The sequence below is a fragment of the Paracoccus sp. ME4 genome (genome assembly GCF_046736325.1).
In the GTDB taxonomy this organism is placed as follows: domain Bacteria; phylum Pseudomonadota; class Alphaproteobacteria; order Rhodobacterales; family Rhodobacteraceae; genus Paracoccus.
This window is the reverse complement of the sequence record NZ_CP151276.1, coordinates 1,655,265-1,678,262: the sequence shown is the minus strand read 5'-3', so window position 1 is coordinate 1,678,262 and position 22,998 is coordinate 1,655,265. Positions and strand designations below refer to the sequence as shown.

Sequence of the window (22,998 nt, the reverse complement as noted above, 5' to 3'; positions counted from 1 at the left end):
CATGGAGATCGGTCTGTTCATTCTGGCCGTGACCCTGTCGGCGCTGTCCGGCCTGATCCTGATGGTCGTCGGAGCAACTGTGGACTGGGAGGAGCCCTGCACCGTCAAGTTGCCCTCTTGGGACAATACCCTGGCTGCCGTCGGCATGCTGATCGCGCAAGCGGTCTGCTGGGGCGCCTGGGGCGTCCTGTATGCGCGAGGTGCGTGATGGATGACGCACTCCGCAAGCGCCTTGCCGCCCTGCGCGCCACGGCGCAGGGCAAGGGCACCACCGAAGCCGAAGCGATGGCCGCCGCCGCGAAGATGGCCCAGATCCTGGCGGAATGCGGGCTGAGCGAAGACGAGATCGAGTTCGAAGAGGCGGAAGCCCCTCTTCGAACCAAGCGCCCGACAACGCGCACCGCTTTGATCGGGGTGATTGCCGTCTGCACCAATTGCGCCGGGACGATCAGGTCCGACTGGAGGCCCGCGGTGATCTATCTGGGCCGCGCACCCGGTCCGGAAATCGCGGTCTATCTGACCACCGTCTGCGACAGAGCAATCGACCGTGCCGTCGAAGACTTCAAGAAGACGGCTGAATATCGGCGGCGCCGGACGCTGACGACCAAGCGGAAGGCTGTCCAGGACTTCACCATTGGTATGGTCGAGCGGCTTGAAGGGCGCCTGTTCCAGATGTTTCGCGCAGGCGTGGACAAGGCGGCGCGGGCGAAGGCCGTTGCGGTCCGCGACCATCGGATGCCTGCGTCCACACCGGTTACCATGCCGCAGCAATCTGTCCGGTTCGGTTCGGCCGCGGCATCCGGGTCTATTGCTGGCAGTGAGGTGCAGTTGGCCCATGCGATGAGCGGCGGGCGCAAGGCCCCTCGGATCGGGGGGCTATGATGAGCGCTCTGAGCCTCAAGCGCATGATCCATGTCGCCTGCAAGCAGCTGGGGCTGGATGCGGATACCCGTCGCGACCTGCAGCTCGTCGCCACCGGCAAGGCAAGCATGTCCGGGATGACCGAAGATGAGCTGCGGCTGGTGGTCGAGGCTTTGAAGAACCGTGGTTTCAAGCCCTATGGAAGCGTCCATTTCACCAGCGACAAGGGCGGCCTGCCAGGGCGGGGGCATGCCCCCGCCCCGCGTTCGGACCTGCGGTTCCTGCATGTCCTGTGGCGCAAGCTGGGCGAGGCCGGAGCGCTGAGAACGCCAGGCCGCGCAGGGCTGAATGCCTTTGTGCGGTCGCGCTTCGAGGGCAAATGGCAATCGGTGCCCATCGACGTCGATGCGCTGCGAGATGCGGGTCAGATCAACGACGTGATCCGGGCACTGAAGGACATGTGCGAGCGCGCAGGGGTGGTGATCCGATGAACCAGCGCCTGGGTGTCACCGACCACGCCCTGATTCGCTATTTGGAGCGAGTCGGCGGCTTCGAGATCGAGGCACTGCGTCGCGACATCGCGCATCGCCTGCAGCCGGCGTCCGATGCGGGGGCGGCATCGGTCGTCATCGACGGGCATGTCTACCTGATCGGCCGGGCGGATCCCCGCGGCCCGTCCGTGGTGACCGTTCTTCCTGTGAGCATGAGCCTTCGGAGGACCCTGCGCTGATGTCACCCGCAGGCCGCCCCATCGACGCGTGGATCGATGAGCTGGAAGCTGATCTCGGCGCAGCTGCCGCATTGCGGCTGTTGGCCAATGCCGGGGGACAGCGCCGCCAGATCCCGGCCTCGGCTTCAGGCTCGAAGCTGGCAATCGAGGTCGGCGAGGATGTCGTGGCATGGCTGTCTGATCGGTTTGGGGGCATGGCCGTCGACATCCCCAACCCCGCCGCGCGTGACCGTGAGGCAGGCGCCAACCGCCTGCGCGCAGCAATTCTTGAGGCCGGATTGACCCAGCCCAAGCGCTCGGCCAATGTGATCGCGGCCGAGTTCGGCGTGACCGCCGCCTGGGTCCACAAGCTGCGGACCCGAATGCGCCAGGAACTTGGGTCCGAGGACCAGCTGCTGCTGCCGCTGTTCGACCACGAGGCGCACTGAGCCTCTGGACTGCATCCCCCCGCCTGCTCGCCGCGCCCCATGGCACTCCCGATCATGATCGGGACCGTGACGGCCCCGCCAGCGGAGACAGCGGATGCGCGTCAAGAACCACAGGATCGAGGGCATTCCCTATCGCGCCGCCAAGTCCATTGGGGGCGCGATCGTCCCCGAGATCGTCATCCTTCATGACACGGCCGGTCGGCTGACGCCGGGCAACAGCGCGGCCTATCTGCGCGACAACCCGGCCGGAGTGAGCGTGCATTTCGTGATCGAGCGCGACGGCTCGATCGAGCAGCAGGTGCCGACCAACCGCCGCGCGGGGCATGCCGGAAAGTCCAGTTATCACGGCCGCGCCGACTGCAACGCTTTCTCCATCGGCATCGAGATCGTGAACCCCGGGCGGATGGTCTGGGCGGATCGTGAAGCACGCAAGGCCCGCACCTGGTTCGGAGAGGTTTTCTCGGACGGGGCGCAGGGGTCGAACGTGGTCGAAATGGCGACGTCTCAGCATGGATCCGGGGTCTGGATGTCGTATTCCATCGCTCAGATCGAGGCGCTGCAGGGGCTGCTCTCGGCACTGTTCGCCGGCATCCCGACGCTGAAGGACATCACGACGCACTGGTATGTCTCGCCTGGCCGGAAGGTGGACACGAACCCGCTCTTTCCGCTGGAGCAGCTGCGCAGCCGCATCCTGGGCCGCGATGATCCCGCCGATCTGGCGGCCGAGGCGGCATCCGAGCCGGTTCCGACCGCGACCATGGTCCGCGTCATCGCGGCGGCGGGGCTGAACATGCGCCGCTGGCCCAGCTTCAACCCCAATGTCATCCGCGCCATTCCGACCGGAACGGTGGTCCCGGTGCTGCGGACCGGCCACTTCGACGGCCGGAGCTGGTCGCTCGTGATGTTCGACGGTCAGGAAGGCTGGATCGTCGACGCCTACACCCAACCCTGCTGAGGTATTTCAGATGGACGCATTGCTCGCCGAAATTTCCGCCGCCGTCATCCCCGCGCTCGTCGCGCTGTTCGGCACCCTGCTGACCATCATCCTGAATGGTGCAGCCAAGGCCGCCCGCGAGCGTTGGGGCATCGAGATCGAGAGCCGCCACCGCGAGGCGCTGCACTCGGCCGTCATGTCCGGCCTCATGGCGGCGCTGGCCCGCGGGCTGCCCCCCGCCATGGCCGTGAACGCTGCCATCGATCATGTCGAGACCAGTGTGCCCGACGCCCTGGCGAAGCTGGCGCCGGGACCGGGTGTCCTGCGGTCGATCGTCGAGGCGAAACTGCGGGCTGCGGGCGCGGGGGCCGCGGAGCAATGAATTTCACCTTCGATCTGACCATCACCCTTGGCCTGATCGCGACCTTGGCCCTCGCGATCCTTGGGGCTTGGCGCATGCGCAACAAGACGGTCGATGCGCGGATCGACGGATGCGGGGAGCGCCTTGATCGCCAGGAGCAGCGCATCCACTCGGTCGAGCAGGCCCTTCAGAGCCTTCCACGCAAGGAGGACCTGCACAGCCTCTCACTGTCTCTTTCGGACATGAGAGGCGAAATGCGCGAGATCCGCGCCTCGGTCCAGGGCCAATCCCAGATCATGTCGCGGCTTGAGGCGGTCGTGAGCCGCCAGGAAGACCATCTGATGCGTGGAGGCAAGTCATGAGCTATGCGGAGGATGTCAGCCGCCACCGGCGCCTCGCGGTGCTGCGTCACCTGGCCGATGTGCCGGAATACGTCTCCAATGCGTCGATCCTTCAGGATGTCCTGGCCAAGCTGGGGCTGCCGCTTTCGTTCGACGCGCTGGTGACCGAACTGGCCTGGCTGCGCGAGCAGGGCTTTGTCGATTGCGATCCGTCCGCCCCCTTCATCGTCGTCACCGCCTGCCGACGGGGCGTCGATCTGGCGCGTGGTCTGGCAACCCATCCCGGCGTGCAACGCCCCCGCCCGAGGATCTGACATGCCCCCGCCCCGGAAGGTCGACCAGCTGCCCCCGGAGATCCGGGCCTGGCTGCAGGACACGCTGCGTGAGCGCGGCTTCGCGGATTACATCGCCGTCACCGAGGAGCTGAACGACAAGCTGGCCGAGGCCGGCAAGGTCGTCACGTTCCACCATGCGACGGTGCATCGCTTCAGCCAGGAATACCGCGCCTTCGTGAAGACCCAGGAGACCGCCAGTGCCTGGGCGCAGGAATGGATGACCGAGAACGGTCTGGAGGAGGAGGCCAAGCGCCACAACGTCCTGTTCCAGATGGTCACCGCCCTGGCCTTCAAGGCCATGGAGGCCAAGATGGAGAAGGACGGCGACGAGATCGACCCCAAGGAGCTGCATTTTATCGGGCGCATGCTGAAGGACATCATGGCCTCGGCCGGGATCCGGCAGTCGATGATGGCGGCAGAGCGCAAGGCGCAGGCCGAGCGCCTTGAGGCGGCAGTCGTGTCGGGCGACATCGACGCCGAGGCTGCCGAGAAGGCCCGGCGCATCATGGGCTTTTCGTGATGGCCTCATCGCGCCAGATCGTCAACGACCTGCGCGCGCAGGCCGCGGCGCTGGACGGACGCCATGTCCAGGGCAGCATGATGGACGGCGCCTGTCGCAGCATGCGCCGTGGCGCGGATGAGATCGAGCGGCTGCTGGATGACCTGACCTATCTGCGCGGCTTTGCCGAACTGGTCCGCGAGGAGGATCGCGCATGAGCCAGCCCTTTGCGCCGGTCGTGAAGTTCCTGCCCTATCAGCAGCGCTGGATCCAGGACGAGAGTCGCTTCAAGATCGGCATGTTCAGCCGCCAGACCGGCAAGACCTTCACCACGGGGGGCGAATGCGCCGATGACTGCTTTCGCGGTTGGGCCGAGGATCGCCGCGCGCGCTGGGTGATCCTGTCGCGCGGCGAGAGGCAGGCGGCCGAGATGATGACCGAGGTCATCAAGCCGTTCACCAAGGCCCTTTACGAGGTCTACAACACCGTCCTGAAGGGGGGCGAGCCGACCTTTTCCGAAGGAGAGTTCCGCGCGCCCCAGGAGAAGGGGCCGGACGCGGTCTACAAGGCGCTGGAGGTCGCGTTCCCGAATGGCAGCCGCATCACCGCGCTGCCTGCGAATCCCGATACCGCCCGCGGCTTCAGCGCCAACGTCATCCTGGACGAGTTCGCCTTTCACGCCAAATCGCGCGACATCTGGGCGGCGCTGTTCCCCGTCATCTCGAAGGGCCGTCAGAAACTGCGGGTCATCTCGACCCCCAACGGCAAGGGCAACAAGTTCTACGAGCTGATGACCGCCGAGGGCAGCGTCTGGTCGCGCCACGTCGTGGACATCTATCAGGCGGTGGCCGAGGGCCTGGAGCGCGATGTGGACATGCTGCGCCAGGGCATGGCCGATGAGGATGCCTGGGCGCAGGAATACGAGCTGAAATGGCTGGATGAAGCGTCGGCCTGGCTGGACTATGACCTGATCTCGGGCATCGAGCATGACGAGGCGGGCAAGCCCGGCCTCTATAAGGGCGGCCTGTGCTTTGTCGGCGTCGATATCGCGGCGCGCAACGACCTCTTCGTGATCTGGGTGATGGAGCTGGTGGGCGATGTGCTGTGGACGCGCGAGATCATCGCGCGCCGCCGGATCAGCTTTGCCGAGCAGGACGCGCTGTTGGCGGAAGTGATGCGGCGATACCGCGTCGTGCGGCTGCGCATGGACCAGACCGGGATGGGTGAGAAGCCGGTCGAGGATGCCAAGCGTCGGCATGGTGAGGATCGGGTCGAGGGCGTCCTGTTCTCGTCTGCCATCAAGCTGGATATCGCGACCAGCCTCAAGGAGAAGGCGCAGGACCGCCGCATGCGCATTCCCGCAGGTGATCCGGTTCTGCGGGCCGACCTGCACTCGATCAAGTCGCAGGTCGGTCTGACCGGCACGCGCCGGCTCATCGCGGATGGCGACAGTGACGGCCATGCCGACCGGTTCTGGGCCGGAGCCTTGGCTGTGTCCGCGGCCGACATGGGCGAGAGCTCCTATGAATATCAAGGCGTGCCGGGCGCGCGGTCGCGTTGGGCCGCGCCCGATCGGGACGATGACGAGGAAGACGCCCCCGGCAGCCGCTGGGGCAATGGCGAAGGAGCATGGTGATGGCGGTTCTGGATCAGTTCGGGCGGCCGATGCAGCGGATCCCCGAGACGGAACTGCTGGAGCGGCAGGCCGTGCCGGCCCTTGGATCTGTGCGCCAGATCCAGACGGGGCACCCTGCAGATGGTCTGGCGCCTATGCGCCTGGCCTCTATCCTGCGCGAGGCGGAGACAGGGGATGCGACGGCCTATCTGGAGCTGGCCGAGCAGATGGAGGAGAAGGACCTGCATTACTCCGCCGTGCTGGGCGTCAGGAAGCGGGCCATCCGATCCTTGGATATCCATGTCGAGCCGGGCGATGAGAGCGAGGCTGCAGCCGATCTGGCAGAGATGACCCGGACGGCGCTGAACTCCGCCGGGGTTCGGACGTCGCTGATCGACATGATGGACGCCTTGGGCAAGGGCTACTCGGTCTGCGAGATCGTCTGGGAGCGCCAGGGCAAGCAGCTGGCGATCGCCGATCTGGACTGGGTCGACCCGCGCTGGTTCGAGTTCGATCGAGACAATGGTCGCCACCTCTATCTCCGCGACAACGCCGGTTCTCAGCCGCTGCGCCCCGACAGCTATGTGATCCACATGGCCAAGGCGAAGTCCGGCCTGCCGATCCGGGGTGGTCTGGCGCGGCTTGCCGCCTGGGCGTTCATGTTCAAGAACTTTACCGTCAAGGACTGGGCCATCTTCTGCGAGGCCTATGGGCATCCGCTGCGCCTGGGCAAGTATGACAGCTCGGCCACGCCGGCCGACCGCCAGACCCTGCTCCGCGCGGTCCGGCAGATCGGCGTCGACATGGCGGCCATCGTGCCCAAGTCAATGGAGGTCGACATCGTGGCGGCCACGGCCACCGGCGCCGAGAAGCTCTATGAGGGCAAGAGCCGCTGGTGGGACGAGCAACTGTCGAAGGGCATCCTGGGACAGGTGGCAACCACGGATGCCATCGCGGGCGGACATGCGGTGGGCAAGATCCACGAGAACGTGCGCGACGATATCCGGGACGCCGATGCCGAACAGTTGGCTGCCACCCTGCAGCGAGACATCGCCGGGGCGATCCGGCGGGTCAGCTTCCCCGCCGGACAGGCCATTCCTCTGCCCAACATCCGCTTCGAAAGGCCCGAGACCGTCGATGCCGACAGGCTGCTCAAGCTGATCGAGCGTCGACCGCCCGGGCTGCGGATCGCCACGGCCGATGTCTATCGCGCCTTCAACCTGCGCATCCCGGAAGATGGGGAAGAGGTGCTGGGTGACGCGCCCCCGGCCGCGCCGCCTGTCTCCCCGTCCGAGCCGGAGCCTGTGGTCCGGATTGCCGCGTCGGCCGTCCCGCAGCAGGCCGCCGACAGCGTCGATGGGCTGATCGATCAGCTGATCGCCGAGGGTGACATGCAGCAGGCCGTCGAGGGCGAACTGGGCGCGATGCTGGAGGCCCTGCGCAAGGCATCGAGCCTGGACGAGGTCCGGGACATTCTGGACGCCTTCGATCAGGGCGGGCCGGGCCAGCTGCGCGAGCTGCTGGGCCGTGCCACCCTGGCCGCGCGCCTGGCGGGTGAAGTCGGCGCCGGGATCACGGACTGATCATGGCGCGCATCGAGCTGGCCCCGCTGCCCCATCGTGAGGCGATCGAATACCTGCGCTCCAAGGGCTATGCCCACGAGCTGCAGCGCTTTCATCACCTGGACCATTTTCGCGAGGAGCATGCGCGCAACTGGGTCGTGGCCAAGGCGGTGCGGGACGACGTCACCCGCGCGATCCGCGCCGAGGTCGAGAAGACCCTGGAGGAAGGCCGCACCCTGACGCAGTTCCAGCAATCGCTTGCGCCGCGGCTGGTCGAGATGGGCTGGTGGGGAAAGGGCCTGATGGAGGATCCCGTCACCGGCGAAATGGAGGAGGTCCAGCTGGGCTCGATGCACCGCCTGCGGACCATCTTCGACACGAACATGCGCACGTCCCATGCCGCCGGCCATTGGGCGGCGATCTGGCGCACCCGGCAGGCATTCCCCTATCTGGAGTATGTCCAGATCGAGCGGCGCACGAAGCGGCACGATCACGCGCGGTTTCATGGCAAGATCTGGCGCGTCGATGATCCGGTCTGGCAGCGCATCTATCCGCCCAACGGCTATTTCTGCGGCTGCACCGTGATCCAGCGAACCGAGGGCTGGATGCGCCGCAATGGCCGCCAGGTCGATGCCCCGCTGGACTTGGACGAGGTCGCGTGGACGAACAAGCGCTCTGGCGAGATCTCGGACGTGCCCAGGGGCATCACGCTCGGCTTCGACACCAATCCCGGGGCGGTCTGGCTGGACGGCCGCGCCGCCTGGGATCGGGTCGCGGCCGATCTGCCGCAGGAGCGACGGAGCGCGGAGTATGGCCTGATCGAAGGGCTGCGGCTGCGCGGCATGATCGATGGCCGCGAGGGCCTGGTGATGGTCGATGGCAGCTCGCAGCCGGTGCAGTGGTGGCGCGCCGATCCATCACGGCCGGGGATGGTCGGCATCACGGACCCGGTCTCGATCGAACTGCCGAGCTTTCTGCATAACCACCTGACCGATGCCAGCCTGTCATCGCAGGACATCTTGACCCTTTTCGGCGCGGGAGGTCAGGCGATCACCGCCATCACGCCGGGCGGGAGCATCTGGCGGGCAGCGCGCATTCCGGGAGGCGCATTGAGCCCGTCCCTCATCGTGATGCGCGATCGCTTGTTTGACCATCAGGATAATCTGAGGGCCACAGAGCATGGAGCCGAGATCTTCATGCACGCCCGGATGCTCTATCTTGAGAAAAGGGGGCTGGTCACCTATTCTTGGCACATGTCGGAGCGTGTGCGTCAGATCATGGACGCCCATGCGGATCTGATCGCGAGGTTGAGCGATGGCTGATTTCTTTATGCGAGCTGAGCCTGATCTGTTCGATGCGGGCGCGTGGATGGCGTTCCTGGCCGAGTATCGGAACGACCCCCCGTCCAGCTTCCGCGACATGGTGATTGCCGACGCCGAGGCGCATCTGCGCGCTCTTGGCGTTGACCCCCAAAAAATCGCCGCTGAGGCCCCTTCCGCCTGATGACGGGCATGGGGCGGCAAAACGGCGTTGATGGCCCTTTTGAACGCGCTCCGGGCGATTTGAACGCGGTTCCGTTCCGGTCCTGATCCACCTGCCGCGATCCCGCGCCGATCCGGCCCCCGGACTGCATCCCCCCGCCGCCTTTTCCCTGGTCATGGCACAGCGGGTCCATGACCAACCTGATCCGAAATATGTGCGCCCTCGCGGCGCTATCCGCTGAGCCCCCGGCCGAGATCGAGCTGCTTCCGGTCGGTGCATTCCGCCTGGGCGATGCCCGGTCGCGGCTGTCGCTGAAGACCGATGACCCTGCGGGCCTGATCCAGCGCAGCCTCGCATCGGCCGCCGGTGGGGTGTTGCCGATCGATTTCGACCACCGCAGCTTTGCCAAGCAGGGCGAACAGGACAGTCGCGCAGCCGGCTGGATCACCGCCCTGCGCGTCGAGGGCAGCCGGATCATGGCATCGGTCGAATGGACCGCAGAGGGCGCCGCCGCGATCCAGGGGCGCAGCTATCGCTTCCTCTCGCCGGTCTTCAAGAACACGCCCGATGGTCGGGTCGTGCTGATCGAGGGCGCCGGGCTGGTCAACGCGCCGGCCCTTCCGCAACTTCGTCAACTTGCCTCCAAGGAACATGACATGGACCCGATCGAGCAGATCGCGGGTGTGCTCGGCATCGCCGCCGACAAGCCCGAAGACATCGTGGCGCGCGTCACCGCGCTCGCCACGGCCGAGACCCAGCTGGCCTCCATCAAGGCGGCCGCCGGCGTCAGCGGCGATGACGCAGCCACGCAGATTTGCAGCAAGCTGACCGCCACCAAGCCCGACCCGGCCCAGTTCGTGCCGATGTCGGCCTTCCAGGAGGTGCAGACCCAGCTGGCCTCGCTGCAATCCGATCTGGCCAGCGGCAAGGCCGAGGCCGCGCTGGAGCGCGCGCGGGATGCAGGCAAGCTGACGCCCGCGATGGAGGGCTGGGCCACCCAGCTTGCCTCGAAGGATTTGGGCGAGTTCGAGGCCTGGGCCGCCGCCGCACCCGTGGTCGTCGCCCTGGGCGAACGCCAGCTGGCCGGCCGCGAGCCGCCCGCGGCCAAGTCCGACAAGCTGACCCCGGTCGAGCGCCAGATGGCGTCCGCACTGGGCGTCTCCGAGGAAGCGTTCCTCGCCACCCGCAACAAGGAGGCCTAATCCATGGCTGCTCTGACCAAGAATTCCGGCCGGACCCGCGTGGGTGATGGCCGCCGGTTCGCCGACCCGCTGGCGGCCGATGTCCGGATCTTCACCGGCGCGCTGGTCGCGCTGAACGCGCAGGGGCTGGCCCTGCCGGCCGCGCCCAATGCCGCCCGGATCCGCGGAGTCGCCCTGCACGAGGCCGACAACACCGACGGCGCGGCCGGCGATGCCACCGTCGAGACCGAGCGCGGCGCCTTCCTGTTTGCCAACGATGGCAACGTCACCCGCGCCCATATCGGCGGGAATGTCGTCGTCGTCGATGACAACACCGTCGCCCCGCCGCCGGGCAGCGGGACGCCGCTGGTCGCGGGCAAGTGCCTGGACGTCACGCCTGCCGGCGTCGTCGTCGAAATCCTCTGACCCGGAGTTCCGAGATGGACATCAACCGCGCATCCCTTCTGGCCCTGAACACGGCCTTCACGACCGCCTTCAACACCCGTCTGACGGGGGTCGAGACCACCTATGGGCGCATCGCCATGACGGTGCCCTCGACCACGCGCAACCAGACCTATCCCAAGCTGTCCGAACTGGGGCCGATGCGGGAGTGGATCGGCGAACGCCATATCGAGCGCCTGGAGAAGGACGGCTTCACGATCACGAACCGCAAGTTCGAGAAGACCGTGGCCGTCTCGGTCGACGACATCAGCGACGACCAGATCGGCCTCTATACCCCGATCATCCAGGACATGGCCCAGGTCGCGGCCGAGCTTCCCGACGATCTGGTCTGGGAGCGCCTGGAGCAGGGCTTCACGACCGAGCACTATGACGGCCAGATGTTCTTCGACACCGACCACCCGGTCGTGGGCGAGAGCGGCACCGAGGTCTCGGTCTCGAACTTTCAGGGCGGGTCGGGCGCGGCCTGGTATCTGATCGACGACAGCCGCGCGATCAAGCCGATGATCTTCCAGGACCGCGAGGCAGCCCGCATCACGGCCAAGACGAACCTGAACGACGACAACGTCTTCCACAATGACGAGTTCGTCTGGGGTGCGAAGCGGCGCTGCGCTTCGGGCTTTGGCGCGTGGCAGCTGATCTATGCCAGCCGCCAGCCGCTGACGGCCGAAAGCTATGAGGCGGCGCGGGCCGCCATGGGGGCGATGCGGGGACATAAGGGCCGCAAGCTGAACCTGCGCCCCCGCCTGCTGGTCGTGCCCTCGACCCTGGAGGGCGCGGGCCGCGAGATCCTGATGGCCGAGCGCAACGCCGCCGGGGCCACCAACGTCTGGCGCAACTCGGCCGATCTGCATGTCGAGAATCGTCTGACGCTGATCTGAGGCGGTCATCTCCCCGTGGGGGCGCGAGCTGCGCCCCCATTGATGAGCTGACAGGAGGCCCACCATGGCACGCAAGCCCGCGAAACCCACCGCCGCCCCCGAGGGCGATCAGACCGAAACCGACGCCATCAAGGTGGCGCAGGATACGACGACCGAACAGGTCCAGGCCGAGGCGACCGCGGACGCCGGGCACGATGACGGTCAGACCGTCACGTCCGAAGACAGTTCGGATGCCGCCGCCACGGCAGGGCTGCCCGCTGCACCCAGCCGGGCGGGTATCGATGACGGACAGGAAACCGCCCCCGAGAACGATCCTGCCTTCATGGTCATCTGTCATCGCGCGGGCGGGCGCCGCCGCGCCGGACGCCGCTGGCCCGATGGCGAGACCCCCGTGCATGCCGATGAGCTGAGCGCCTATGAGCTGGCGCTGCTGCAGGGTGATCCGCAGTTCACCGTCGCCGTGATCGAGCGGGGCTGAACATGTATGCGACCGTGGCGCAGCTGAAGGAGGTGATCACCCCCCGTGACCTCGAACTCCTGACGGATTTCGAGCGCGGGGGGGCGCCGTCTGATGCGCGCCTGGAACAGGCGCTGGCCGATGCCACCGCCGAAATCAACAGCTACATCGGCAAGGTCGTCCGCCGCCCGCTGATCGACCCGCCGCATATCCTGACCGTGATCTGTCGGGACCTCGCGATGCATCGGCTCTACCTGAACCTCGGACATGACATGACCTCGCTCGACAAGGTGCGCAAAAACTGGATCGAAACGCTGAAATCCATGCAGAGCGGTGAGACCTCGATAGGCGATGACGGCGACGGTCCCGACCAGATGATTTCGCCTGGCGTGGCGATGACGGACGGCCCCGAACGCCTGTTCACCCGCGACCGGCTGCGGGGGTATTGAGCCATGGGCGGCGTCACGATCCGGTTTGCCCTGGATGACCTGCCCGTCGTGGCCGCGCTCGACCGTGCGACCATGGAGGGCAAGGACCTGTTTCCGCTGATGGACGCGATCGGCCGCGTCCTGGTCAACGGCGCCCGCGAGCGGATCGCCGTGACGAACGAGACCCCCGATGGCGTGGCATGGCCCAAAAGCCTGCGGGCCAAGGAAGAGGGCACGCCGACCCTCTTTGACAGCGGGCGGCTGATGAACTCGATCACGGCGCTGCCCGAGGAGCGGCAGGTCACCGTCGGCAGCAACCTGATCTATGCCGCCGTCCACCAGGTGGGTGCGACCATCCGGCCGGTCACCGCCAAGGCGCTGTTCTTCACCCTGGCCAATGGGAGTGCCGTCACCGCAGGCGCAGTCACGATCCCGGCGCGGCCCTATCTGGGCATTTCGGCCGAGGAAGAGGCTGACATCGGCGATGTGACCGTCGCCTTCTTCGACGACCTGCTGTCGGGGCGGCCGCAATGATGCATCTCGACACCATCGCCGTGGCCGAGCACCTGGCCGCTGCCATGCCCCAGTTCGTCCGGGTCGATCAGGCCCGCGACCTGGCCACCGCGACCCGAGAGACGATCCGGTTTCCATCCGCCTGGATCGTCCTGCTGGCCGAGACCGCGACCGAGGCCCGCTACGCCTCGGATGATGCCGTCGAGCAGGCGGTGACCGCGCGGATCGGCGTCATCATGGCGGTGCGCGATCTGGCCGATCGGACCGGGGCGCGGGCCAGCGAGGATCTGGGCGCCATCCGGCAAGGGGTGCTGCTGACCCTGGGACGGCACGTTCCGCCCGGCGCCGACCAGGCCTTCCGCTTTGCCCGGGGCCAGCTGCTCAGCGGCGTGGACAGCCGCGGCGGGCTGTTCTGGCAGGACGAATTCACGCTGCGCTTTGACCGGCGCATTCAGATCACCTGAAAGGAGACCACCATGGCCCGCTATGCGCAGCGCCTGATCCGAGAGAAGCTGGAGGTCACGCCCGGCACCGCCGTCGTCACCGCCCCCGTCGACGCGCTGATGGCGCGCAATGTCACCATCCGGAACCTTGAGGCCGAATATCAGGCGCAGGATTTCGCGATCGGCATCGAGGGCGCCCAGGGCGAGGACATCTTCAACATCCATGCCGGCGCCGAATACGATATCGAGGCCGCGCCCCCCACCGCCCCCGGGCAGCCGCCGCTCTATGCGCATCTGCTGCAGTCCAGCGGCTTTGCCCTGACCGATGACGGTGGCGACAGCGTCTTCACCCCCCTCGACGAAAGCGCGGTCATCCCGACCACCACCCTGCAGCTGCGCAACGGCGCGCTGATGCAGGCCGTGGCCGGTTGCCGGGGTGCCGTGTCCTTCACGGCCGAGACCGGCCGCAAGCCCTTCTTCCGCTTCAACCGGCGCGGCCGCTATGGCGCCCCGGTCCCCTTCGTGGCCGAAGCGCATGACTTCGGCGACTGGCCGCGCGCCCTGACCTGCACCCCCGAGACCATGTTCGCCCATACCCTGGGCGGGGTCACGCTGCCGGTCCGCAGCTTCACCTGGACCGATGGTCGCCAGCCGCGCGTCGACACCTACATGAACCTGGAGGGCACCACCCTGGGGCCGCGCCGGGTCACCGGGTCGATGACGGTGAAATGGCCCGCCCTGGCCGCCAAGGACATCCTGGCCAACATCCGCGACGGGGTCACCGAACCGCTGGTCTGGACCCTGGGCCGCGAGACCGGAAAGACCCTGACCATCAGCGCGCCGCAGGTGCAGATCAAGTTCGCGGGCGAGCAGGACATCGAGGGCGATCTGGGCGTCACGCTGGACCTGGTCTTCCTGCCCACCGGCGCTGGCAATGACGATATCGAGATCCGCTTCTCCTGACCGCACAAGGACCATTTCGCATGTTCACCTATACCGACCACTTCACCTTCGACTGGCCCGTCCGCGTCAAGCTGCCCTCGGGCGGCAATGACGAGGTCCATGAGTTCACCGGCACCTTCATGCTGCCGGCGGACGAGATGGAGATCTTTGAGCCGCGCAAGGCCGAGGACATGGCCGAGATGGTCACCTTCGCCCGCGAGCGCCTCTCGAAATACTGGGTCGGCTGGAGTGGCATCGCGGTCGAGAACGGGGGCGAGCTGCCCTTCAGCGAGGCCAACCGCGAGAAGCTGTTGCGTCAGCGGGCGATCCGCATCGCCGTCGATCAGGCGCTGACCGAGGCGGTGCTGGGGATCCGCGAAAAAAACTGATCCGCGCCGCCCAGGCCATCTGGGGCGGCGCTGCGATCGACGAGGCCCTGGTCTCGGACCTGATGGCCGAAGGTGGGTTGACCCGCCAGCAGGCCGTGACCACCGCGCGGCGCATGATGGGGCTGGAGGATCAGGTCATCACCCTGCCTGCCCCCGAGCGTCCGCTGATCCGGCTGGTGCTGGCCTCGGCGGGGCAGTGGCGGATGGGACCGGCAGGTCTGGGCGGCATGCGACCCATCGCCCTTGATCTGGTCGCGGTGGATGTCGCGGCCCGCTGGCTGGGCATCACACCGGATGCCCGCCTGTTCGACGGTCTGGCGATCATCGAGCGCGAAGCCCTGAAGCAAATGAGGACCGAACCATGAGCACTGATCTCCGCGCCCGCCTGACGGTCACGGCCGATGCCAGCGCGCTGGTGGCCGAAATGCGCCGGGGCAGCGAGGGCCTGCGCGAGATCCGCCGTGAGACCGAGGCCGCCTCGGCCGCCGCAGCCCAGGCGGCGACCGAACAGGGCCGCATGGCCGAGCGGCTTGGTCGGACCTTCAACAACTTCAGCGCCGCCCCCCGGTCAGCGCGCGACAGCTTCGGCGTGTTCGAGGCGGCGCGAGAGCTTCAGGCATTCGAGCAGGAGCAGGCCGCCAACGCGGCCCGCGCCTATCGCGTGCTGGAGGAGAGCCTGAACCCGGTCACGCGGGCGCAGCGGGAGCTGGCTGACGCACAAGCCGTCGTGAACCGCGCGCTGGCTGCGGGCCAGGTCACGAATGCACAGGCCAGCCGGTCGCTGCAGCAGCTGGAGGATCGTTATCAGGGCTTCGTGCGGGCCCATAGCCCGGCGGTCCAAAGCGCGCAGGCCATGGAGCGCGCGATCGAGGCCGAAGCAGCCAGCATCCGCCAGCTGACCCTGGCGCTGGATCCGGCCGCGCGCGCAGCGCAGGAGTTCGAGCAGGCGCAGCAGCAGGTCCAGCGCGCGGTGCGCATGAACATCATCACCCAGGAGGAGGCCACCCGCGTGATGGGCCTGCTGGAGGCCCGCCAGCAGTCGGTCGGCGCCAGCGGCGTGACCATGGGCATGGGGGTGCAGAACGCCAGCTTCCAACTCGCCGACTTCGCCGTCCAGGTGCAGGCCGGGCAGTCGGCATCGCTGGCCCTGGCCCAGCAGCTGCCGCAGCTGCTGGGCGGCTTTGGCGTCCTGGGTGCGGTGCTGGGCGCCGTCGTCGCGGTCGGGGTGCCGCTGATCAAGATGTTCGTCGACACGGGGGATGCTGCAGGATCGCTCGACGACCGGCTCGACCGGCTGGAGCAATCGTCTTCGGCAGTGACGGAAAGCCTCAAGCGCCTGCGCGACGAAAACCTCGGCGTGACGTTCGGATCAATGGCCGGCGCAGTCCGCGAGATGACCGAAGCGATGTTGGCACTAGATCGGGCTGCCCAACTCAAGAGCCTTCGAGAGACACTTGACGAACTCCTGACAAAGAACGTCGAACCGAGCTTCATCCAGCGGACAGTGCGCGATTTTGCCTTGGCTTCACCGACTGCCGGTGAGGGGGCGCGAGAGGAACTCACGCGACGCATCTCGGCTGCCAACTACGCAGAACTGACGGGCGGCCGGGGGCCAACCTTTGACGAATTCGAGGCGCGACGCACAGAGATCGATGCCCTCGCCAAAGCTGGTGACGTGCGACGGGTGATCGAGGAGGTAAACGCCTTGATCCGAGAGTTCACCAATGGAGGACCAGTATCGGAGCTGAATGCCGGCCTGACGGAGGTCTTGGGCACAATCGGCGAGGTCGCAATCAAAACAGCAGAGGTCGAGGCGCAGTTCAACGGGACTGCTCAGGCAGCCGAATTCTGGTCGACGCTTGTCGCGGGCGTTCAAGGTCACCTCCAGGCGGCGGTCGATCGCGCGCGCGAACTCCGCGCCGAGGGCGACGAGCGCATTCGCGTCGCGCAGGACGAGCTGTCTCTGAACCAGGTGATCGCCCGATTTGGGGCTGACAGCCAACAGGCCGAAACCGAACGATCCCGCATTGCTCGCGAGGCCTATGAGATCGAGCTGGAGCGCGCAGGCATCATGGGTGACCAGCGCGACCGCCTGATGGAGATTTACGATCAGAACGTCTCCGTCACGAATGCCGCTGGTGACTGGGCGGCACGCATGGCTGATGTTCGAGCCGAGATCGGCGGGATCTTGGCCGGGCTTGCTTCTCTGGCAGGCGGGGTCGTCGACCGTGCTGCCAAGGCAGCGGAGCTGCAGGCGCTGAACGCCGGAGGCACGGTTGCGGATGCAGCTGCACGAGGCCAGCAGTCGCGCCGGGATGCGGAACAGAAAGCCCGGCTGATGGCTGCGAACAACCCGCTCGAACGGGCCGCGGCGATGGCTCGCAACTGGTGGGACAACACCGGTGCCGAGCAGGATGCCGCGCTTGACGCTGCACGCTCGGCAGCCCGTGAGCGCGAGGCGGCCGAGCGCCGCAGTCAGGGCGGCCGCTCCGGCGGAGGCGCAGGAGGCCGCGGACGATCAGCAGCATCGGCCGGCGCCTCCATCACCGCCGAGCTGGCCCGTCTGGCGCCGTCCTATGAGGCGGATGTGGCCGCAGCGCAGGCCTGGCGGGAGAAGGCACTGGAGCAGCTGAACGCCACGCGCGGCGGCTATGCGCAATTCGCAGAGGACGTCGAGCGCATCTATCAGGAGCGCCTGTCCAAAGCCTATGAGGACGATCTGAAGCGCCGCGACGACTGGAACGCCGGGGTCGAGCGCGGGTTGCTGGACGTCCAGGACAAGATGCTGACCTGGGCTGATGTCTCGGAAAGTCTGGTGACCGGATGGGCCAAGGGGGCCGAGGACGCCTTCGTCCGTTTCGGACAAACGGGCAAGGCGAGCATGCAGGACCTGGTGGATTTCACCATCGAGCAGTTTCTGCGCCTCAGCTATCAGCAGACCATTTCACCCGCCATCAATGCATTTGCGAACTGGGCCACCAGCGCCCTGGGCAGCGCATTTGGCATGCCTGTCCCGGGCGCTGGCGGAGCTGCCCCGATCAGCACGAACCACACGGGATCGCCGGGCGTGATGCGGAGCTACGGCCTCAACGGATTTGGCGACCGCATGCGAGCCGACGAGAAGCTGGCCATGGTCCGGGACGGCGAGGAGATCATGACCTCGCGGGCCTTGGAGAATGCCGGCGCGCTGATCTCGAACCTGTCCGCCATGGCCTCGAAGTCGCAGCAGCCGGTCATGATGGCGCAGGGCGGAGGCGGGCCGATGACCGTCATCGTCAAGGACTATTCCGGAGGGACTCAGGCCGAGGAAGGCACAGACAGCCGCGGCAATCCGACCCTGACCATGACCATCGGCCGCCAGATGGCTGCTGCGGCCGGCCAGCCGGGCAACCCGTTCGGCCGGGCCTTCGAGGCGCGCTATGGCGTGCGTAAGCAGGGGATCGCCCGATGATCGACTGGCCCGAGACCCTGAGCCGGTTCGAGCGTCCCGGCTGGCAGGTCCAGCCCCAGGAGGCGCGCATCCGCCGGCCGAACGAGGCAGGCCCGCCCAGCTATCGCCGCCGGTTCTCCTCGGTCGCGCGGGGCGTGGCGCTGTCGCTGGTGCTGACCCGGAACGAGAAGGCAATCTTCGATCAGTTCTATGAGGTCACCTGCGCCCATGGCACGCGCGAGTTCCGCATGCCCGACCCGACCACGCACGGCTGGAAGCTGTTGTCCAGCGACGGCATCCCCCTGCTGAACGGGGCCACCGACCTGCTTCTGTCCGAGCGCTGGCTGTGCGTCTTCGGCGATCCGCCCCCCACCGAGACCATCGTGGGCGACCTGCGGTTTCGGAAAACCTTCAACGTCTGGGTGCTGCCATGAGGCGGATTTCGATGAACGCGCGGATGGCACAGGAAGATCTGACCACCGACGAGGTCTATGTTGCCCTGTTCCGCATCGACCATGCCAGCCTGGCTGCGCCGATCCGCCTGTCGACCGACCCGACCGAGCGCGTGGCGGAAGAGCCGGTCATCTATGGCACGCGCTCTGCCTGGGCGGGCGCGAACCCGCTGCTGGAGCCCTATCTGTGGGCCATCGCAGACGCGATCCTGCCAAGCGATCTGGAGGATGCCCCGGCCACCGCGCAGATCGCCATCGAGGCGCTGGATCACGCCATCATCGAGACCGTGCGCAGCATCACCAGCCCGCCCACGATCCGCATGGCGGTGGTGCTGGCCTCGACCCCCGATGTCGTCGAGGCTGAATGGTCGAACCTGCTGATCACGACCGTCGATGCAGATGCGGGCGAGATCATCCTGACCATCAGCCGCGAGGAGATCGAGAACGAGTTCTTCCCGGCCGGGCGCATGAGTCGCGACCGCTTTCCGGGGCTGCACCTGTGAGCTGGTCTAACCGCTTCGTCGGCATCCCCTACGAGGAGTTCGGCCGCAGCCGCGCGGGCTGCGACTGCTACGGCCTGGCCTGCATCATCTATCGCGAGGAGCTGGGCATCAGCCTGCCGGATTATCTGGGCAGCTACAGCTCGGCCGAGGAGCATGCCGAGATCGCGGCACTCATCGCCGGAGAGGAGGCATCCCCTCTTTGGGTGCCAGTTTCCGGGACGGCGCTTGCTTTCGACATCGCGGTCTTCCGGCGCGGCCGGCTGTCCAGCCATGTCGGCATCGTCATCCGCCACGGCTTGATGATCCACATGCAGGAGGAGGATTGCGCCAAGCTGGCCGACTATCGCAGCGGCCCCTGGGCGCATCGTTTGCAGGGCCATTGGCGCCACCGTTCAAGCCCCGTTCAAGCAGCCACAATACCGGTCCAGATCATCACCGAGGTCCGCCCATGACCCCCGACATCCCCGTTCTGGCCGCCCCGCATTTCGACCCCGGCGCGGGGCGGATCGAGATGCAATGCAGCGCGGGCATGTCGATCGCCGAGATTCTCGACAGCACCCTGCCAGCCATTGCCTCTACCGAGCGGCGCAACTGCCGGGTCATGCTGGTGACTGATCGTGGTGCCGAGGTCATCCCCGAGGCGCTCTGGGGCCGCGTCCGGCCGCGCCCGGGCGTGCGGGTCGTGGTCCGTGTGATCGCGGGCAAGGGCGCGGTAAAGGCGGTGCTCTCCATCGCCATCGCGGTTGCCGCCTTCGCCATCGGCACGATGTTCGGGGCGCCATTCGCTGCGGCTCTGGGCCTGTCGGGAAAGTTCGGGGTGGCTATCGGGACCGCACTGCTTTCGACCGGCGTAACCTTGGTCGGGAACCTGCTGCTGTCCGCGCTGATCCCGCCGGTCAAGCCTGAAAGCCGCGACGTCCAGGCCCGCTATTCCATCGCCGGCTGGCAGAATCGCCTGGACCCGGATGGAGCGGTGCCGGTGGTGATGGGGCGGCATCGCTATGCACCGCCTTTCGCCTGCTTCAGTCATTCCGAGATCGTGGGAGACGAGCAATACATCCGTGCCGTCTTCTGCTTGGGCGAAGGCCCGCTGCAGATCAGCGACCTGCGCATCGGCGAGACGTCGATCGACGAGTATGAAGACGTCCAGGTCGAAGTCCGTGACGGCCGCGCCACCGATCTGCCGCAGACCATCATCACCCGCCAGATCCTGGAGGAGGCCGTAGGCGTCGAGCTGGTCCGTCCTCTGCCGCGCGACAGCGCCGGAGAAGTCACGCCCGGCGGCGGTGAGGAGAAGCCTGTGGTGCGCACGACGGGCGGCGATGCTCAGGGCGCGTCGATCATCCTGTCGTTCCCAGGGGGCCTTGTCCGCTTCAACGATGAAGGCGATCAGCGGCATGAGAGCGTCAGCGTAAAGGTCGAGCAGCGGCGGATCGATGCTGAGGAATGGCAGCTGGTCACCACGCTGGGAATCCGTGCCAAGAAGCTGGAGATGTTCTATCGCCAGCACAGCTGGACCTTCCCGACGCGGGGGCGGTGGCAGATCCGGTTGACGATGATGACCGACGAGACCACCGACAGCAAGGTCCAGCGCCGTGCCACCTGGGCGGCGCTGCAGACCCGGCGTCCGGAATACCCTCTGAACTATCGCCGCCCGCTGGCGCTGGTCGCGATCCGGGCGCGGGCCACCCATCAGCTCTCGGGCAACCTGGACAGCTTCAACGCCATCGCGCAGGCGCTGTGCCTGGACTACGACCACACCTCCGGCCAGTGGGTCGAGCGGGCCACGTCGAACCCTGCCGCGCTCTTCCGTCACGCCTTGCAAAGCCCCTCGAACCCACGCCCTGCCACGATGGCCGAGCTGGATCTGGACCAACTGCAGGACTGGCACGATTTCTGCCGCATCAAGGGCCTGCAATACGACCGGGTGTTGGACCAGGCCGGCACCACGATGCGCGAGATCCTGACAGAGATCGCGGTGGCCGGCCGCGCATCGCCCCGCCATGACGGCCTCAAGTGGGGCGTCGTGATCGACCGGCCCGCGGAACTGGTGGTCGATCACGTCGGCCCGCGTAATAGCTGGTCCTTCTCGACCACTCGCACCTATGTCCGCCCGCCCCATGCCTTTCGGGTCAAGTTCCTCGATCGAACCAACGACTGGAAGCCCGCCGAACGGCTGGTCCGCTGGCCGGGCTATGGCGGTCCGATCATCGAGACCGAGGCGCTGGAAATGCCCGGCAAGACTGATCCGGCCGAGGTCTGGCGCGAAGCCCGACGCCGCATGTATGAGGTCATCCATCGTCCAGACCGCCATCAGGTGACGCAGGACGGGCCTGCTCGGGTGGCAACGCGCGGCGATACCGTGGCCCTCAGTCATCGGATCCTGGACAAGGTCCAGACCGCGACACGTGTCCGGGCCGTGGCCGGCGCGCAGATCCATCTGGAGGATCCGGTCACCTTGTCACCGGGCGACAGCCACGCGATCCGGTTCCGGGTCTTTTCCGGCCCCGAGGACAGCATCGGCACCTCGGTCGTCAGGCCCGTCGCGGCAGAACCTGGCGAGACCGACGTCCTGCTGCTCGATGGTTCCGGACCGGCGCCGCAGGCAGGCGACCCGGTTTATTTCGGGCGCGAAAGCCTTGAGACCTTCAGCTGCGTCGTCACAGGCGTCGAGGCGGCCCAGGACATGGCCTCAATCCTGCATCTGGTGGACGCCGCCCCCCAGATCGACAGCCTGCTGGAGCAGGACACCATCCCGGCCTGGTCGGGCCGCGTGGGAGCCGAGGTCAACGAAAGCCTGCTGGCCCCGGCCGCGCCGCGCTTCACCTCGATCACCTCTGAGCCGACCATCGCGGGCTCGGTCAGCTATCTGATCGAGCCCGGCCCGAGCCCGGTCAGCGCCGGGGCCTTCTCGATCGAGCATCGCCCCGAGGGCGCGGGCACCTGGACCGTGGACCAGATCCCGGCCGCCAACGGGGGCGGCGTCATCACCGGCTATGCCAATGGGGCGTCGATCCAGATGCGCGCCCGGGCCATATCGTCCGCTGGCGTCTCGGGCGCCTATGGCGCGACGATCCCGCTGATCGTCGGGGCGCGGGGAACCCAAATCCCGGTGGCCCTCGATCCGGAGGCGACCAGGATATCGACCCGGCTTGGAGGCGCCATTGTCGAGGTTGCGACCGGGTCTGACCCTGCAACTGAGCGTCTGCAGCTCTATCGGTCGCCGACCCCGGTCTTGGACCGCAATCTTCACCGGGTCGGCACGCCGGTCACCGTCCAGCCGCTGCAGACCGTGTCGATCCCGGTGGGCGACACCAGCCGCCAGAGCCTTCTGACCGGCACGTGGACACTGGACAGCGGTTGGACGCGCAGTGGCGATACCCTGTTCCACACCGCGGGCAGCACGGGCGTGGCGTCGCAGCCGGTGACGACTATCTCAGGGCGCTGGTATCGGGTCGGTCTTCGCGTTGCCGATCGCAGCGATGGCAACCTCAGCCCGCGCCTTTCTGGCGGCACCCTGGTCACGGGGCCGGTCCTCAACTCCAATGGTCGCCAGAGTGCGCGCCTGCAGGCGGTCGAGGGCAATACCAGTTTCCAGCTGTTTGCAGGCAGCCTGTTCGACGGCGCGGTCTCCGAGATCGCCTGCTATCTGGAGACCGCGGCGACCCTTGACGCCGGGTTGCACTATCTCTGGGTCGAGCCGCAGAATCGCGATGGCGTTCCCGGCCCAGTGGCAGGCCCGTTTGTCATCGACGTGATCTGATTTATCAGA

30 protein-coding genes are annotated in these 22,998 nt (G+C 67.1%); all 30 read left to right on the top strand.

The genetic code is table 11. From position 1 onward, the window contains the following. Position 1 precedes the first annotated feature (1 nt). The 30 genes from AACG61_RS08575 to AACG61_RS08430 all read left to right on the top strand — a co-directional run bounded on the left by AACG61_RS08575 (position 2) and on the right by AACG61_RS08430 (position 22,989). Positions 2-208 carry a hypothetical protein gene (locus tag AACG61_RS08575; protein ID WP_411836725.1) on the top strand — a complete coding sequence of 69 codons (207 nt, stop codon included), beginning with the start codon at positions 2-4 and terminating at the stop codon, positions 206-208. Next, positions 208-882, top strand: coding sequence for a hypothetical protein (locus AACG61_RS08570; protein WP_411836724.1), 675 nt, complete (start codon positions 208-210; stop codon positions 880-882). The genes AACG61_RS08575 and AACG61_RS08570 overlap by 1 nt, the downstream gene beginning before the upstream one ends. Then, complete coding sequence (locus AACG61_RS08565) at positions 879-1,352, top strand: gp16 family protein (protein ID WP_411836723.1); 474 nt, start codon at positions 879-881, stop codon at positions 1,350-1,352. Before AACG61_RS08570 ends, AACG61_RS08565 begins: the two co-directional genes overlap by 4 nt. Next, positions 1,349-1,591 carry a hypothetical protein gene (locus AACG61_RS08560; RefSeq protein ID WP_411836722.1) on the top strand — a complete coding sequence of 81 codons (243 nt, stop codon included), beginning with the start codon at positions 1,349-1,351 and terminating at the stop codon, positions 1,589-1,591. The genes AACG61_RS08565 and AACG61_RS08560 overlap by 4 nt, the downstream gene beginning before the upstream one ends. Next, positions 1,591-2,019, top strand: a complete 429-nt coding sequence (locus AACG61_RS08555) for a hypothetical protein (protein WP_411836721.1) — start codon at positions 1,591-1,593, stop codon at positions 2,017-2,019. Before AACG61_RS08560 ends, AACG61_RS08555 begins: the two co-directional genes overlap by 1 nt. Positions 2,020-2,113: 94 nt before the next feature. After that, positions 2,114-2,974, top strand: coding sequence for an N-acetylmuramoyl-L-alanine amidase (locus tag AACG61_RS08550; protein ID WP_411836720.1), 861 nt, complete (start codon positions 2,114-2,116; stop codon positions 2,972-2,974). Positions 2,975-2,984: 10 nt separating this feature from the next. Next, positions 2,985-3,335, top strand: coding sequence for a hypothetical protein (locus tag AACG61_RS08545; RefSeq protein ID WP_411836719.1), 351 nt, complete (start codon positions 2,985-2,987; stop codon positions 3,333-3,335). Then, positions 3,332-3,676, top strand: a complete 345-nt coding sequence (locus AACG61_RS08540) for a DUF2730 family protein (protein ID WP_411836718.1) — start codon at positions 3,332-3,334, stop codon at positions 3,674-3,676. The genes AACG61_RS08545 and AACG61_RS08540 overlap by 4 nt, the downstream gene beginning before the upstream one ends. After that, entirely contained in the window at positions 3,673-3,969 is a 297-nt protein-coding gene (locus tag AACG61_RS08535) for a hypothetical protein (protein ID WP_411836717.1), read from the top strand. The genes AACG61_RS08540 and AACG61_RS08535 overlap by 4 nt, the downstream gene beginning before the upstream one ends. Position 3,970: 1 nt before the next feature. Further along, on the top strand, positions 3,971-4,510 hold the full coding sequence (locus AACG61_RS08530) for a phage protein Gp27 family protein (RefSeq protein ID WP_411836716.1): 540 nt from the start codon (positions 3,971-3,973) through the stop codon (positions 4,508-4,510). Continuing rightward, the gene (locus AACG61_RS08525; RefSeq protein WP_411836715.1) at positions 4,510-4,707 is read left to right on the top strand and encodes a hypothetical protein; all 198 of its coding nucleotides are present in this window, start codon (positions 4,510-4,512) and stop codon (positions 4,705-4,707) included. The genes AACG61_RS08530 and AACG61_RS08525 overlap by 1 nt, the downstream gene beginning before the upstream one ends. Next, complete coding sequence (locus AACG61_RS08520; RefSeq protein ID WP_411836714.1) at positions 4,704-6,125, top strand: terminase large subunit domain-containing protein; 1,422 nt, start codon at positions 4,704-4,706, stop codon at positions 6,123-6,125. Before AACG61_RS08525 ends, AACG61_RS08520 begins: the two co-directional genes overlap by 4 nt. Continuing rightward, on the top strand, positions 6,125-7,687 hold the full coding sequence (locus AACG61_RS08515) for a DUF935 domain-containing protein (RefSeq protein ID WP_411836713.1): 1,563 nt from the start codon (positions 6,125-6,127) through the stop codon (positions 7,685-7,687). Before AACG61_RS08520 ends, AACG61_RS08515 begins: the two co-directional genes overlap by 1 nt. A 2-nt stretch (positions 7,688-7,689) precedes the next feature. Beyond that, positions 7,690-8,988 (top strand): phage minor head protein, encoded by a 1,299-nt coding sequence (locus AACG61_RS08510; protein WP_411836712.1) that lies wholly within the window; start codon positions 7,690-7,692, stop codon positions 8,986-8,988. Continuing rightward, complete coding sequence (locus AACG61_RS08505; RefSeq protein WP_411836711.1) at positions 8,981-9,169, top strand: hypothetical protein; 189 nt, start codon at positions 8,981-8,983, stop codon at positions 9,167-9,169. The genes AACG61_RS08510 and AACG61_RS08505 overlap by 8 nt, the downstream gene beginning before the upstream one ends. A gap of 191 nt (positions 9,170-9,360) precedes the next feature. Further along, positions 9,361-10,350 (top strand): phage protease, encoded by a 990-nt coding sequence (locus AACG61_RS08500; protein WP_411836710.1) that lies wholly within the window; start codon positions 9,361-9,363, stop codon positions 10,348-10,350. Positions 10,351-10,353: 3 nt separating this feature from the next. Further along, entirely contained in the window at positions 10,354-10,755 is a 402-nt protein-coding gene (locus AACG61_RS08495) for a hypothetical protein (protein ID WP_411836709.1), read from the top strand. A gap of 14 nt (positions 10,756-10,769) precedes the next feature. Beyond that, complete coding sequence (locus AACG61_RS08490; protein ID WP_411836708.1) at positions 10,770-11,669, top strand: Mu-like prophage major head subunit gpT family protein; 900 nt, start codon at positions 10,770-10,772, stop codon at positions 11,667-11,669. Between the two features lie 64 nt (positions 11,670-11,733). After that, complete coding sequence (locus tag AACG61_RS08485; RefSeq protein ID WP_411836707.1) at positions 11,734-12,147, top strand: hypothetical protein; 414 nt, start codon at positions 11,734-11,736, stop codon at positions 12,145-12,147. Between the two features lie 2 nt (positions 12,148-12,149). Continuing rightward, positions 12,150-12,575, top strand: coding sequence for a gp436 family protein (locus tag AACG61_RS08480; protein WP_411836706.1), 426 nt, complete (start codon positions 12,150-12,152; stop codon positions 12,573-12,575). A gap of 3 nt (positions 12,576-12,578) precedes the next feature. Continuing rightward, entirely contained in the window at positions 12,579-13,088 is a 510-nt protein-coding gene (locus AACG61_RS08475) for a phage virion morphogenesis protein (RefSeq protein ID WP_411836705.1), read from the top strand. Further along, on the top strand, positions 13,085-13,531 hold the full coding sequence (locus tag AACG61_RS08470; RefSeq protein ID WP_411836704.1) for a hypothetical protein: 447 nt from the start codon (positions 13,085-13,087) through the stop codon (positions 13,529-13,531). The genes AACG61_RS08475 and AACG61_RS08470 overlap by 4 nt, the downstream gene beginning before the upstream one ends. Before the next feature lie 12 nt (positions 13,532-13,543). After that, the gene (locus AACG61_RS08465) at positions 13,544-14,473 is read left to right on the top strand and encodes a hypothetical protein (protein WP_411836703.1); all 930 of its coding nucleotides are present in this window, start codon (positions 13,544-13,546) and stop codon (positions 14,471-14,473) included. Between the two features lie 20 nt (positions 14,474-14,493). Further along, the gene (locus AACG61_RS08460) at positions 14,494-14,841 is read left to right on the top strand and encodes a hypothetical protein (protein WP_411836702.1); all 348 of its coding nucleotides are present in this window, start codon (positions 14,494-14,496) and stop codon (positions 14,839-14,841) included. A gap of 62 nt (positions 14,842-14,903) precedes the next feature. Continuing rightward, complete coding sequence (locus tag AACG61_RS08455) at positions 14,904-15,206, top strand: DUF1799 domain-containing protein (protein WP_411836701.1); 303 nt, start codon at positions 14,904-14,906, stop codon at positions 15,204-15,206. Beyond that, positions 15,203-18,292 carry a phage tail tape measure C-terminal domain-containing protein gene (locus AACG61_RS08450; RefSeq protein WP_411836700.1) on the top strand — a complete coding sequence of 1,030 codons (3,090 nt, stop codon included), beginning with the start codon at positions 15,203-15,205 and terminating at the stop codon, positions 18,290-18,292. The genes AACG61_RS08455 and AACG61_RS08450 overlap by 4 nt, the downstream gene beginning before the upstream one ends. Beyond that, complete coding sequence (locus AACG61_RS08445) at positions 18,289-18,705, top strand: hypothetical protein (protein WP_411836699.1); 417 nt, start codon at positions 18,289-18,291, stop codon at positions 18,703-18,705. Before AACG61_RS08450 ends, AACG61_RS08445 begins: the two co-directional genes overlap by 4 nt. A 23-nt stretch (positions 18,706-18,728) precedes the next feature. Next, entirely contained in the window at positions 18,729-19,226 is a 498-nt protein-coding gene (locus AACG61_RS08440) for a hypothetical protein (RefSeq protein ID WP_411836698.1), read from the top strand. Beyond that, positions 19,223-19,678 carry a C40 family peptidase gene (locus AACG61_RS08435; protein ID WP_411836697.1) on the top strand — a complete coding sequence of 152 codons (456 nt, stop codon included), beginning with the start codon at positions 19,223-19,225 and terminating at the stop codon, positions 19,676-19,678. Before AACG61_RS08440 ends, AACG61_RS08435 begins: the two co-directional genes overlap by 4 nt. Further along, positions 19,675-22,989, top strand: coding sequence for a host specificity factor TipJ family phage tail protein (locus AACG61_RS08430; RefSeq protein ID WP_411836696.1), 3,315 nt, complete (start codon positions 19,675-19,677; stop codon positions 22,987-22,989). Before AACG61_RS08435 ends, AACG61_RS08430 begins: the two co-directional genes overlap by 4 nt. Positions 22,990-22,998 lie beyond the last annotated feature (9 nt).

Excerpts from the sequence above, each read along its gene's own strand:
- AACG61_RS08495 (WP_411836709.1), top strand. The coding sequence starts at position 10,354 with ATGGCTGCTCTGACCAAGAATTCCGGCCGGACCCGCGTGGGTGATGGC.
- AACG61_RS08430 (WP_411836696.1), top strand. The coding sequence starts at position 19,675 with ATGACCCCCGACATCCCCGTTCTGGCCGCCCCGCATTTCGACCCCGGC.
- AACG61_RS08445 (WP_411836699.1), top strand. The coding sequence starts at position 18,289 with ATGATCGACTGGCCCGAGACCCTGAGCCGGTTCGAGCGTCCCGGCTGG.
- AACG61_RS08565 (WP_411836723.1), top strand. The coding sequence starts at position 879 with ATGATGAGCGCTCTGAGCCTCAAGCGCATGATCCATGTCGCCTGCAAG.
- AACG61_RS08440 (WP_411836698.1), top strand. The coding sequence starts at position 18,729 with ATGGCACAGGAAGATCTGACCACCGACGAGGTCTATGTTGCCCTGTTC.
- AACG61_RS08555 (WP_411836721.1), top strand. The coding sequence starts at position 1,591 with ATGTCACCCGCAGGCCGCCCCATCGACGCGTGGATCGATGAGCTGGAA.
- AACG61_RS08465 (WP_411836703.1), top strand. The coding sequence starts at position 13,544 with ATGGCCCGCTATGCGCAGCGCCTGATCCGAGAGAAGCTGGAGGTCACG.
- AACG61_RS08455 (WP_411836701.1), top strand. The coding sequence starts at position 14,904 with ATGGCCGAAGGTGGGTTGACCCGCCAGCAGGCCGTGACCACCGCGCGG.
- AACG61_RS08525 (WP_411836715.1), top strand. The coding sequence starts at position 4,510 with ATGGCCTCATCGCGCCAGATCGTCAACGACCTGCGCGCGCAGGCCGCG.
- AACG61_RS08485 (WP_411836707.1), top strand. The coding sequence starts at position 11,734 with ATGGCACGCAAGCCCGCGAAACCCACCGCCGCCCCCGAGGGCGATCAG.
- AACG61_RS08520 (WP_411836714.1), top strand. The coding sequence starts at position 4,704 with ATGAGCCAGCCCTTTGCGCCGGTCGTGAAGTTCCTGCCCTATCAGCAG.
- AACG61_RS08560 (WP_411836722.1), top strand. The coding sequence starts at position 1,349 with ATGAACCAGCGCCTGGGTGTCACCGACCACGCCCTGATTCGCTATTTG.
- AACG61_RS08540 (WP_411836718.1), top strand. The coding sequence starts at position 3,332 with ATGAATTTCACCTTCGATCTGACCATCACCCTTGGCCTGATCGCGACC.
- AACG61_RS08570 (WP_411836724.1), top strand. The coding sequence starts at position 208 with ATGGATGACGCACTCCGCAAGCGCCTTGCCGCCCTGCGCGCCACGGCG.
- AACG61_RS08475 (WP_411836705.1), top strand. The coding sequence starts at position 12,579 with ATGGGCGGCGTCACGATCCGGTTTGCCCTGGATGACCTGCCCGTCGTG.
- AACG61_RS08450 (WP_411836700.1), top strand. The coding sequence starts at position 15,203 with ATGAGCACTGATCTCCGCGCCCGCCTGACGGTCACGGCCGATGCCAGC.
- AACG61_RS08505 (WP_411836711.1), top strand. The coding sequence starts at position 8,981 with ATGGCTGATTTCTTTATGCGAGCTGAGCCTGATCTGTTCGATGCGGGC.
- AACG61_RS08470 (WP_411836704.1), top strand. The coding sequence starts at position 13,085 with ATGATGCATCTCGACACCATCGCCGTGGCCGAGCACCTGGCCGCTGCC.
- AACG61_RS08545 (WP_411836719.1), top strand. The coding sequence starts at position 2,985 with ATGGACGCATTGCTCGCCGAAATTTCCGCCGCCGTCATCCCCGCGCTC.
- AACG61_RS08490 (WP_411836708.1), top strand. The coding sequence starts at position 10,770 with ATGGACATCAACCGCGCATCCCTTCTGGCCCTGAACACGGCCTTCACG.
- AACG61_RS08480 (WP_411836706.1), top strand. The coding sequence starts at position 12,150 with ATGTATGCGACCGTGGCGCAGCTGAAGGAGGTGATCACCCCCCGTGAC.
- AACG61_RS08500 (WP_411836710.1), top strand. The coding sequence starts at position 9,361 with ATGTGCGCCCTCGCGGCGCTATCCGCTGAGCCCCCGGCCGAGATCGAG.
- AACG61_RS08575 (WP_411836725.1), top strand. The coding sequence starts at position 2 with ATGGAGATCGGTCTGTTCATTCTGGCCGTGACCCTGTCGGCGCTGTCC.
- AACG61_RS08550 (WP_411836720.1), top strand. The coding sequence starts at position 2,114 with ATGCGCGTCAAGAACCACAGGATCGAGGGCATTCCCTATCGCGCCGCC.
- AACG61_RS08515 (WP_411836713.1), top strand. The coding sequence starts at position 6,125 with ATGGCGGTTCTGGATCAGTTCGGGCGGCCGATGCAGCGGATCCCCGAG.
- AACG61_RS08535 (WP_411836717.1), top strand. The coding sequence starts at position 3,673 with ATGAGCTATGCGGAGGATGTCAGCCGCCACCGGCGCCTCGCGGTGCTG.
- AACG61_RS08510 (WP_411836712.1), top strand. The coding sequence starts at position 7,690 with ATGGCGCGCATCGAGCTGGCCCCGCTGCCCCATCGTGAGGCGATCGAA.
- AACG61_RS08460 (WP_411836702.1), top strand. The coding sequence starts at position 14,494 with ATGTTCACCTATACCGACCACTTCACCTTCGACTGGCCCGTCCGCGTC.
- AACG61_RS08530 (WP_411836716.1), top strand. The coding sequence starts at position 3,971 with ATGCCCCCGCCCCGGAAGGTCGACCAGCTGCCCCCGGAGATCCGGGCC.